Source organism: Allobosea caraganae, assembly GCF_003351345.1.
GTDB classification, from domain to species: domain Bacteria; phylum Pseudomonadota; class Alphaproteobacteria; order Rhizobiales; family Beijerinckiaceae; genus Allobosea; species Allobosea caraganae.
Window position 1 is genome coordinate 587,847 of sequence record NZ_QQTO01000019.1, and the last position, 9,185, is coordinate 597,031.

Here is a 9,185-nt window from a genome sequence, read left to right on the forward strand (position 1 = left end):
GACTCGTGCGGCCGTCTGGCGAAGCACTCCGTCAATTGGCCGGGCTTGCACCCGCAAAACCGCGCGCCGGTCCACGGCGCCGCCAACCCCGGAGGAACGCATTCATGAACGTTGCGCAGATTCTCGGCGGCAAGGGCCGTGACGTCATTTCCGTCCCACCGCACCGCACGCTTGCCGAAGCCATCCGCACGCTGGGCGAGAAGCGCATCGGCGCCGTCGTGGTGACGGGGGCCGATGGCAACCTGCTCGGCATCCTCTCCGAGCGCGACATCATCCGCGCCATGGCCGAGGGCGGCCCGGCCGCGCTGGAGCATCCGGTCTCGCGGGTGATGACCGGCAAGGTCGTGACCTGCCGCTCCGATACCAGCGCCGACGAGCTGATGGAGATCATGACGGTCGGCCGCTTCCGCCACGTGCCCGTGGTCGAGGGCGGGCGGATCATCGGCATCGTCTCGATCGGCGACGTGGTGAAGCATCGCGTGGCCGAGATCGAGGCCGAGAGCCGGGCCATGCGCGACTACATCGCGATGGCCTGAACAGGGCGGCGCCCGCTTGGCTTCTGCTGTGATTTGCCAGAACCAAGCGCCGTCATCCCGGACGTAGCGAAGCGTAGCTCCGGGATCCATCATAGAGCTGCGGAGCCTTACGATGGATCCCGGAGCAGCGCCGCTGCGCGGCTTGTCCGGGATGACGCGCGGAGGTTTCGGGAAGGCAAATACGCTAGCGGTTGACGTGCCAGGCGGCTTCGTCGCGCCGCAAGGTGGTGCTCTGCACCACGGCCTCGATCTCGTCGAGCATGCGCTCGGCGGCGTGGCGGCCGAGCGCCACCGCCTCGTCGGCGCGGTGGAAGTCGAACAGCCCGACGCGCGCGAGCTTGGGGCCGATCATCACGTCCGGCGGATCGCCGGCCAGCCGTGAGCGCGAGATGCGGTCCTGGGTGATGTTGAAGGCGTCGATCATCACGCCGGCGAGCCCGGGCTGATCGCTGGAGGCGCGACCGACCAAGCCGCGCACGCGCCGCGCCGCGCCGGTGATGCCGCCGAACCAGCGCGAGACCGGGCGCTCCTCCGCCCCCGGCGCCTCGGGCGCCGGATCGGGGTCAGCGCTGTGATTCTGGATCGTGGTGCCGCGGCCGGAGAGGTCGCTGTTGAGGTTGACGCAGATCACGATGTCGGCGCCGAGCGCGCGCGCGGCCGTGACCGGCACCGGATTGACGAGCGCGCCGTCCATCAGCCAGCGGCCGCCGAGCCTGACCGGGTCGAACACGCCGGGCAGGGCATAGGAGGCGCGCAGGGCCTCGACCAGCAGGCCATGGGTCAGCCAGATCTCGTGGCCGGTGCCGAGTTCGGTCGCGATCGCGACGAAGCGCACCGGCAGCTCCTCGATGCGTTGGCCGGTGAGGTCGCGTTCGAGCAGCCGCTTGAGCCGGCTGCCGGCGATCAGCCCGGCCCCGCCAATGTGGAAATCCATCAGCCCGACGACGCGGCGCTTGGTCAGGGTCGCGGCAAATTCGCTGAGCGCGTCGAGCTTGCCGGCGGCATAGCAGCCGCCGACCACGGCGCCGATCGAGGTGCCGGCGATGACGTCGGGGGCGTAGCCCGCCTCCTTCAGCACTTCGAGCACGCCGATATGGGCCCAGCCGCGCGCGGCGCCGCCGCCAAGCGCGAGGCCGATCTTGGGCCGGCCCTTGTGCGCCGGTGCTTCCGGGCTCAGGTCATTCATCGAGGCCGCGCCGTCGCTCATGCCGAATGCCCGTCGAGCCGCATCGTTCCACATCATGGTCCCGACCCTCTGCGGGAAGATCATTGTCTCCCGCCAAGGTGAGGGGAACCTGAACGGATCGCGCCATGAGTGCGCCTATCAAGTGCATTTGACGAAAACATGTAAGCTTGGTGAAGGCATCGCCAATGCGCCTTAGACGAAAGTCAACGGCGCCGGCGCCTGATCGCGCAAGGGCTTGATGCGGTAGAAGCAGGAGCGCCGGTGGGTGTGGCAGCAGCCGCCGTCGCCGGCGACGTCGACCTTGAGCCAGAGCGCGTCCTGGTCGCAATCCACCCGCATCTCGACGATGGTCTGGATCTGCCCCGACGTATCGCCCTTGTGCCAGAGCTCGCGGCGCGAGCGCGACCAGTACCAGGCCTCGCCCGTCTCGATGCTGCGCTGGAGCGCTTCGGCGTTCATATGCGCGACCATCAGCAGCTCGCCTGTGGCGGCGTCGGTGGTGACGCAGGTGATCAGGCCGTTCGCGTCGAAGCGCGGCGCGAGCTCCACGCCCTCTTCGAGCGCTTGCTTGTCCTGCAGAACGGGAAAGGCGGTCATCGGCAGCTCCGGGGCGGGGCAGAGCGCGTCCCGCGACGCGCCCTGCATAATGCGAATGGCCGGACCCGCCAATGCCGCCATGCGACAGCATTACAGGCCGGGCGACTTCACCATGGTGAAGAAGCGGACCTGCTCGGCCGGCTCCTTGAACACGCCGGTGTACTGCGTGGTCATGGTCGAGGAGCCCTGCTTCTGCACGCCGCGCATCGACATGCACATGTGCTCGGCCTCGACCAGCACGGCGACGCCGCGGGGCTTCAGCGCCTTGTCGATGGCCTGGGCGATCTGCGCCGTCATCGTCTCCTGGGTCTGGAGCCGCCTGGCGAAGACGTCGACGATGCGGGCGAGCTTCGACAGGCCGACCACGCCCTTGGCCGGGTAATAGGCGATATGCGCCTTGCCGACGAAGGGCACCATGTGGTGCTCGCAATGCGAATGGAACGGGATGTCGCGCACCAGCACCATGTCCTGGTAGCTGTCGACCTCCTCGAAGACGCGGTCGAGGATCTCGTCCGGGTCTTCCTCATAGCCCTTGTAGAATTCCTTGTAGGCCTTGACGACGCGCTGCGGCGTCTCGGCCAGGCCCTCGCGCGACGGATCGTCGCCGGCCCAGAGAATCAGCGTGCGGACGGCGGCCTCAGCCTCGGCCTGCGTCGGATGCGTGACCAGAAACTTGTCGGCAGAGGGGCTGAGCGCCCGCTCGACGGACAAGGACTTAACCACAGGGTTCATGTGGTGCCTCCCGTTGGGATCGATGTCCCCGGCGCAATCCTGCCGATGCGGAGAAGAGGCTCCGCGGCAGGGCGTCGCGTCGGGGGATTGCGACAAGTCTCACTCCGCAGCGAGATCCGGCTTGCCGCCATCTCCCGCCCGCAGGGCTGAGACCCTATATTGGTACGGAGCGCCGGTCATTCCAGATCGGCAGGGACCGTGCCATGCTGAGCGACGTCTACAACAAGCGCATCCTGGAATTGGCAGGAAACATTCCGCTGCTCGAGCGGCTGCCTGCTCCCGATGCAACCGCGACCGCGCATTCCAAGCTGTGCGGCTCGACCGTCACCATCGACCTGACCATGGAGGGCGACGTCGTCACCGGCTTCGGGCACGACGTCAAAGCCTGCGCGCTCGGCCAGGCCTCGTCCTCGATCATGGCGCGCCATGTCGTCGGCTCGACCGCCGATGAGCTGCGCCTGGTGCGCGAGCAGGCGCGCGCCATCCTGAAGGAGAACGGCGAGCCGCCGCAGGGCAAATGGGCCGATCTCGCGGTGTTGGTGCCGGTGCGCGACTACAAGGCGCGCCACGCCTCGACCATGCTGACTTTTGAGGCGGTGGTCGATGCGATCGGCCAGATCGAGGCGAGGCGAAGCGGTGTTGCGCCGGCACTCGCCGCGGCGGTCAGGGCATAATCGCGAAGAGTGGGAGCAGGCGATGGATCGGCTCGATGCCGCTACACATGAGGCGCTCGGCCTGTTTCTCGACCGGGTCCGCGCCGGCTTTGACGTGGCGGAGGCTATTCTGTTCGGCAGCCGGGCTCGCGGCGATCACCGAACCGACAGCGATGTCGACGTGCTGGTCGTCCTGAATGGCGACGATCTGGGCGATGTGACCCGGGTCGGTTTCGCCATGGCCGATATTGCGTCCGATGTCCTCGTCGAGACGGGCGTCAATATCTCGCCATTGCCGGTTTGGAGGAGCGCCTGGACGCAGCGCAGCGGTTTCCCGAACCCGACCCTGTTCAGGAATATCGATAGGGAAGGGATTAGGCTTTGAGTGGCCCACGCGAGGCCGAGACCGCATTTTTCGACAAGGCCCAGCGAGCGGCCCGGTCTGCTCGGTTACTCTTGGACGCTGGCGATTCCGACGGAGCCTGCAACAGAGCCTATTATGCGATGTTCGAGGCGGCGAACGCGGCCATTCTGGCATGCGGGGAGACCGATCTTCCGAAGACGCATAGCGGACTGACGGCGCGGTTTCACACGCTACTGGTCAAACCAGGCGTCCTGCCGAACGATTTCGGGCGCTCGCTGAAGAGAGGCGAAGTAGCCCGCCTGCAGGCGGACTACTCCGGCGCAGGCGTGAGCGCGACCTTGGCGGGCGAGGTCGTCGAGATGGCCGAGCGCTTCGTGTTGGGAATCGGCGAAAAGCTGCCCCATATTCGCGCCTAACAGCGCCGCGATTGAGTTGGGCAGCAGGATGTCGCGGCGGTCAGGTGAGACCGAACGATTTCCTGATCTCGGCGCGGGTCTCGTCGAAGCGGGAGCGGAAGGCGCGGTCGAGCAGGAGCGCGGTGGCGACCAGGCGGCCCGCCTTGTCCCCGGCCGGAAGGTCGCTGCGATAGTGGAAGCCGCAGATCAGGCGGCTTTCGTCATAGGAGGCGACGCGCTCCTCGAACTTGTCCTTCATCTCGGGCACGGCCTCGCCGAGCAGCGCGGCGTAGAGGGCTGCGGTCGCGGCATGGGTCGAAGGGAAGGAGGTGCCCTCGGGCCGTCCGCCGGGGCAGGGCTTGACCCTGACCTTGTTCCAGACGGTAAAGGGGCGCTGGCGGGCGGTCAGGCGGCGGACGCCGAGCAGGAGGATGCCGAGCTCGACCTGCGCCTCGCGGAACAGCAGGCGGACTTCGCGGTGCTCGTTGAGCTTCGCATCGACGCCCATGCCCTCGAGGAAGCGGGCCAGGGTCTGGTATTGGTCGGCGATCGCGGCCTTCTCGCGCTCGGGAGTGCGGCTGAGCGTGAGCTGCAGCACCTCCTCGAACTCCTTCCGGTTCTCCGGCGAGTTCTGGGCCGGCGGCAGGCCGATGGTGCGGGCGATGTCGATCTTGGTCGAATCGAGCCAGATGAGGCTGGTGCGCTGCTGCGCCGCGGCCGGGCTCAACGAGACGAGCAGGGCGGCCGGGACGAGAATGGCCGCCACCTTGAGCGGAAGGCGGAAGAGCGATCGCGGAGCGTGGCGGGGCATGGCTGATCTCAGGGCAGGGCAAACGAAGGGGCAAAAGGATGAAATGGCATCCGACCGGGCCTTGTCACGTCTTTTTGCTCAGGCTCCACGTCGTGGCGTACATTGGTTGATCCGCGGTTACCAGCTTAGCTTTTCCATGCTGATCGGCCGGCAATGCCGGCATTGGCCGAGTTGCTCGACCTATACCGACGAGGCCGTCCAGCGTTTCGGAGTCTGGCGCGGCGGCTGGATCGGCTTCGCGCGCATCTGCCGCTGCACGCCGCTCGGCACCAGCGGCATCGACCTCGTCTGCGAGGAGCTGCCGCCGGATTGCGCCTGGTACCGGCCGTGGTCCTATGGCCGCTGGCGCGGCGTCAACGCGCCGCCGCCGCTCGAGCCCGAGACCTGACGCAGAAGCGCTGCCTCTCACGGATGGGGTGAGCGAGCAAGGCTCTCATCAAAGAGTCGGAGCATGATGCCGAAAACCGGTACCCACTTTTCGGCATCATGCTCTACCCGGAATGGCAGTAGACTTGGCTCCACGACATTGCGACGCTTCGTCACCGCGGGTTGGGGAGGTGGTGATGAAGGCAGTCGCGTTGGTCGCCGTGCTGGCCGGCCTCTTGGTTTCGCAGTCCGCAGTCGGCCAGGACGGCTGCAAGGCGGCGACGCAATCCTGCTCGCAGATGAACAAGACCTGTGAGTCGCGCTGCCAGGCGGCCGCCAACAATGCCGCCCGCTGCATTGCGATCTGCACGAGCACCCAGGAAACCTGCCGATCGACCGGCGTCTGGAAAACCGGAATGTCAGCCGGCTGCTGGCGCACGAACAACAGAAGCTAGTCGGCCTTGCGTTGCGCGCTTGCCTGCTGGAGCGCGGTGCGGCACCCATCCGAGAGCTGATCGCGCTTCTCCTTGAAGCAGTTGGCGATGCGGCCGCCGCCGGGCATCACGCCAGCGCAGAGTCTGGCTGCGTCCGCCTGGCAGGCCCTGCGCAGGGCGGCGCTATCCTGCGCGAACGCAGGCTGAAGCGCGCTTGCGGCAATGAAGGCCAGCGTGAGAATCCGTTTCATGGTGATCGCTCCGTTCTGTCGGTGCTGCGGCATCGTGCGGGCTGGCGCGTGACGGCCGATGGGCCGGGACGACAATGGCAAAACGTCAGGGCGCAGCCTTCTGCGCCGCAGGCAGCAGCTCGTTGAGCCAGGTCCGCACCTTGAGGAAGGAGCGGCAGTTCGGCGCGAAGTAGGTCTGACGGTCGAGATATTCCTGCACCGGCTTCGACAGCCACCAGCTCATCGAGACCTTCTTCAGCGTGTCGGATTGCGCGTCGTCGCGGGGGATCTTGTTGAAGCAGGGATAGTTGCCGGGTTTCAACGCCGTGCTGCGGTAGCCGGAGAGGCCGTCATCCTTGGTGAAGCTCTCGGCCTCCGCGCGCGCGGTCTCGCCATAGACCAGGAAGGACGCGAAGTTCTTCGGGGCGTCGGGATTCCTGGGATCGGCGACATAGCCGGGGTCTACGACGTTCTTCAGGATCTCGAGCGCATAGGTGCCCCGCGCCGTCCGCGTCGCGAGCAGGGCGTTGAGCGGGCTCTGCACGACCGGAAGCCACTCCTCCTCGACATGCTCGGGCAGGAGGTCGGGCGAGGGCGTGTCGGCCTGGTCGCGCGGTTCGTTGGCGATGTGGATCACCGCCGGGTCCAGGCCGAGCCCCTTCAAGGCGAGCGCGATCTCGGCCGTGGTGGTGGCGCCGTCATTCTCGAAATAGCCGCCGTCGACCACGCTGAGCTTGAGCTCGCAGGCGCTGGTGAAGCGGCCGGCCGGCGAGATCATCGGGAAGCGGGCGCTGTTGGTGACGGCGCTGGCCACCGTCAGGTCGCGGCCCTCGCTCTTTTCGAGGATGGCGCATTCGCCTGCCGTCGCGGGAGGGATTGGTGGCCGGCCGAGCAGGGCGTTGACGTCGTTGGCATCGACGAAGAGCCGGCCGGAGCCGAGGCGGCTGTCGAGCTGGCTGGAGAGGATGCGCCGCCCCGTTTCCTCCGCCGTGCCGTTGAGCACGAGCAAGGGCAGCCAGGAGCCTGACTGGCGTCTGATCGCGCCGAGCCGCGAGAACGAGCCGGCAAGGTCGCCGCTGCTGAATGGCGGCTGCGCGCCCGTCACAGCGGGGCGGGTGTGGCGGCGATAGGAGCCGATCCAGCTGTCTTCGAGGATCGCGGCGCGGTCGCGGAAGCGTTGGCCCGGCCAGATCCAGCCGATCCAGCGTTCGAGGAAGAGGAAAGGCTCGCCGGTCACCATGGCGAGCACGGTGTGGGAGAGGAAATCGTCGCTGGCGAGGATCTGCAGGCAGTCGCGCCAGCTCGTCGGCGTCAGCCGCTTGAAATAGTGCTCGGGCTGGGCCGGCTCGCAGGGCGGGTTGGCGCCGCCGCGCGTATCACTCATCGCCGCCGCGACCTGGGCTGCGCCGAGCGAACCGCCCGACACGCCCGAGATCGCGAAGATGCGGCGGCTGAGCAGGGTCGCTGTCGGCGCCTGGCCCTCGCAGTCCCGGCCGGGTTCGAGGCAGGGATTGTCGAGCAGCTCGCCGAGCACGGTCGCGGTGAAGAAGGCGGCGCGCGAGGCGCCGCCGGCCGTCGTCACCAGGATCGGGCGGGGGCAGTTCTCAGCCGAGCAATTGGCGGCTTTCCAGGCCTCGGTGGCCGCGACGATGCCGGGAGGCGGCTGCGGCGGCAGCTCGGCGCGCCTGACGTCGTTGGGGTGGCCGTACCAGGCGATGAGCGCGATCCAGGCGGCGACGCCGATCAGCGTGTACGGCACGTGCGAGCGCTGGCTCCATTCGCCGAGCTTGGAGAAGAGCGGGATCCAGGCGCCGAGCAGGATCGGCACCAGATAGATGCCGCCGACATATCTCAGCAGCAGCCCGCCCCAGAGCGCGGCGGCAATGAGCGCAAGCGCGCCGAGCGTGAGATAGACGGAGGCCTGGATGGTGACGGCGCTCTGCCGGTCGGGGTCGTCGGTGAAGGTCGCCGTCAGATCGCCGCGGCGCGGCCAGACGATGCCGGCATTCTGCCGCGCGATCTCGCGGATATTGCGCAGCCAGAGCGCGAAATGCGCGACGAAGGCGAGGAGCAGCGCGGCATAGAAGCCCCAGCGCTCCTCCTTCACGATCCGGGCCGACTGGGCCAGCGTGCCGCTTCGCGTGTCCGGCAAGTCGCGCAGGGCGGCCTCGAAGCCGAGCCAGACGACGAGATAGGTCGCGCCCGCCAGCAGGTAGGGCATCAGCACCACCAGCAGGCGGAAGCGGCGATCGTAGATGTCGCGGTCGCGCGCGGTCATCTCCCGGCCGGGGCCGATCAGCCAGGCGCTGTCGCGCAGCAGATACTGCGCCGAAGCCTGCACCATCATCGCCCAGAGGAAGATGTGCAGCCAGAAATAGACCAGCCAGCGCATGAAGGCGCCGAAGAGGTTGGCCTTGGCGGTCTCGCCCCCGATGATCGCCGGCCCGCTGAACACCAGGAAGAGGTCGCGCGCCTGATTGACGCCGACCAGCAGAAAATAGCCGATGATGACGGCAATGACCGGGACGCGGCAGGCATAGACGACGCGAGCAAAATCGCCCGGAAAGGCCAATATAGCCGGCCGGATATCGCGCAGCGCAGGGGCGGCTTGCAGCTCCATACGCGGTCCGTTGCTTGGAATTTTGGATATTTGCTCGCGGTCTTCAGATTAGGGCAGCCTCCAGCTGCGGGCAAGCCTGAAGCGTCAGCGTTGGCCCTGCGGCAGGTCGGGCAAGGCCATGACGGCAGGCGCGATTGCCTGCCGGCGCTTGCTCGTATAGGCGAGGGCGCGCAGGCTTGGCTGTTCGGGCCGCCTCGATCTGACGACATCCTCCCCCGGATACGGATGTCGCCGCTTACCTTCAGTATCCGGCCTTGGCTT

At 67.5% G+C, this 9,185-nt stretch carries 12 protein-coding genes; 6 read left to right on the top strand and 6 right to left on the bottom strand.

Annotated features, from left to right (window positions below):
• The first annotated feature begins 104 nt into the window (after window positions 1-104).
• On the top strand, window positions 105-536 hold the full coding sequence (locus tag DWF00_RS10945) for a CBS domain-containing protein (protein WP_114827600.1): 432 nt from the start codon (window positions 105-107) through the stop codon (window positions 534-536).
• A gap of 184 nt (window positions 537-720) precedes the next feature.
• Here the strand turns inward: DWF00_RS10945 and DWF00_RS10950 are convergent, their stop codons facing one another.
• From DWF00_RS10950 to folE, 3 genes are all read right to left on the bottom strand, one after another.
• Window positions 721-1,743: a patatin-like phospholipase family protein gene (locus DWF00_RS10950; RefSeq protein WP_245973830.1), complete on the bottom strand. Its 1,023-nt coding sequence runs from the start codon at window positions 1,741-1,743 to the stop codon at window positions 721-723.
• A 171-nt stretch (window positions 1,744-1,914) separates the two neighbouring features.
• On the bottom strand, window positions 1,915-2,319 hold the full coding sequence (gene hisI, locus DWF00_RS10955) for a phosphoribosyl-AMP cyclohydrolase (RefSeq protein WP_114827601.1): 405 nt from the start codon (window positions 2,317-2,319) through the stop codon (window positions 1,915-1,917).
• Between the two features lie 90 nt (window positions 2,320-2,409).
• Window positions 2,410-3,051, bottom strand: a complete 642-nt coding sequence (gene folE, locus DWF00_RS10960) for a GTP cyclohydrolase I FolE (RefSeq protein WP_114827602.1) — start codon at window positions 3,049-3,051, stop codon at window positions 2,410-2,412.
• A 203-nt stretch (window positions 3,052-3,254) separates the two neighbouring features.
• Here folE and DWF00_RS10965 point away from each other — a divergent pair, with 203 nt between their 5' ends.
• From DWF00_RS10965 to DWF00_RS10975, 3 genes are read left to right on the top strand one after another with little or no spacing between them, the layout of a single operon-like run.
• On the top strand, window positions 3,255-3,725 hold the full coding sequence (locus tag DWF00_RS10965) for an iron-sulfur cluster assembly scaffold protein (protein ID WP_114827603.1): 471 nt from the start codon (window positions 3,255-3,257) through the stop codon (window positions 3,723-3,725).
• 22 nt (window positions 3,726-3,747) lie between these two features.
• Window positions 3,748-4,089, top strand: a complete 342-nt coding sequence (locus DWF00_RS10970; protein ID WP_114827604.1) for a nucleotidyltransferase domain-containing protein — start codon at window positions 3,748-3,750, stop codon at window positions 4,087-4,089.
• Window positions 4,086-4,484 (top strand): HEPN domain-containing protein, encoded by a 399-nt coding sequence (locus DWF00_RS10975; RefSeq protein WP_114827605.1) that lies wholly within the window; start codon window positions 4,086-4,088, stop codon window positions 4,482-4,484. The genes DWF00_RS10970 and DWF00_RS10975 overlap by 4 nt, the downstream gene beginning before the upstream one ends.
• A gap of 40 nt (window positions 4,485-4,524) precedes the next feature.
• Here DWF00_RS10975 and DWF00_RS10980 read toward each other — a convergent pair whose 3' ends face one another.
• The gene (locus DWF00_RS10980) at window positions 4,525-5,274 is read right to left on the bottom strand and encodes a phosphatase PAP2 family protein (RefSeq protein WP_114827606.1); all 750 of its coding nucleotides are present in this window, start codon (window positions 5,272-5,274) and stop codon (window positions 4,525-4,527) included.
• A gap of 43 nt (window positions 5,275-5,317) precedes the next feature.
• On the opposite strand from DWF00_RS10980, the gene yidD reads away from it, so the two are divergent.
• Together yidD and DWF00_RS10990 are read left to right on the top strand one after the other, a co-directional pair.
• Window positions 5,318-5,662 (top strand): membrane protein insertion efficiency factor YidD, encoded by a 345-nt coding sequence (yidD, locus tag DWF00_RS10985; protein ID WP_114827607.1) that lies wholly within the window; start codon window positions 5,318-5,320, stop codon window positions 5,660-5,662.
• A 175-nt stretch (window positions 5,663-5,837) separates the two neighbouring features.
• Window positions 5,838-6,095: a hypothetical protein gene (locus DWF00_RS10990; protein WP_114827608.1), complete on the top strand. Its 258-nt coding sequence runs from the start codon at window positions 5,838-5,840 to the stop codon at window positions 6,093-6,095.
• Here the strand turns inward: DWF00_RS10990 and DWF00_RS10995 are convergent.
• Entirely contained in the window at window positions 6,092-6,325 is a 234-nt protein-coding gene (locus tag DWF00_RS10995) for a cysteine rich repeat-containing protein (RefSeq protein WP_114827609.1), read from the bottom strand. The genes DWF00_RS10990 and DWF00_RS10995 overlap by 4 nt on opposite strands.
• Before the next feature lie 85 nt (window positions 6,326-6,410).
• The gene (locus DWF00_RS11000) at window positions 6,411-8,924 is read right to left on the bottom strand and encodes a hypothetical protein (RefSeq protein WP_114827610.1); all 2,514 of its coding nucleotides are present in this window, start codon (window positions 8,922-8,924) and stop codon (window positions 6,411-6,413) included.
• Window positions 8,925-9,185 lie beyond the last annotated feature (261 nt).

Excerpts from the sequence above, each read along its gene's own strand:
- DWF00_RS11000 (WP_114827610.1), bottom strand. The coding sequence starts at position 8,924 with ATGGAGCTGCAAGCCGCCCCTGCGCTGCGCGATATCCGGCCGGCTATA.
- DWF00_RS10990 (WP_114827608.1), top strand. The coding sequence starts at position 5,838 with ATGAAGGCAGTCGCGTTGGTCGCCGTGCTGGCCGGCCTCTTGGTTTCG.
- yidD (WP_114827607.1), top strand. The coding sequence starts at position 5,318 with ATGGCATCCGACCGGGCCTTGTCACGTCTTTTTGCTCAGGCTCCACGT.
- DWF00_RS10965 (WP_114827603.1), top strand. The coding sequence starts at position 3,255 with ATGCTGAGCGACGTCTACAACAAGCGCATCCTGGAATTGGCAGGAAAC.
- folE (WP_114827602.1), bottom strand. The coding sequence starts at position 3,051 with ATGAACCCTGTGGTTAAGTCCTTGTCCGTCGAGCGGGCGCTCAGCCCC.
- DWF00_RS10950 (WP_245973830.1), bottom strand. The coding sequence starts at position 1,743 with ATGAGCGACGGCGCGGCCTCGATGAATGACCTGAGCCCGGAAGCACCG.
- DWF00_RS10945 (WP_114827600.1), top strand. The coding sequence starts at position 105 with ATGAACGTTGCGCAGATTCTCGGCGGCAAGGGCCGTGACGTCATTTCC.
- DWF00_RS10970 (WP_114827604.1), top strand. The coding sequence starts at position 3,748 with ATGGATCGGCTCGATGCCGCTACACATGAGGCGCTCGGCCTGTTTCTC.
- DWF00_RS10995 (WP_114827609.1), bottom strand. The coding sequence starts at position 6,325 with ATGAAACGGATTCTCACGCTGGCCTTCATTGCCGCAAGCGCGCTTCAG.
- DWF00_RS10980 (WP_114827606.1), bottom strand. The coding sequence starts at position 5,274 with ATGCCCCGCCACGCTCCGCGATCGCTCTTCCGCCTTCCGCTCAAGGTG.
- hisI (WP_114827601.1), bottom strand. The coding sequence starts at position 2,319 with ATGACCGCCTTTCCCGTTCTGCAGGACAAGCAAGCGCTCGAAGAGGGC.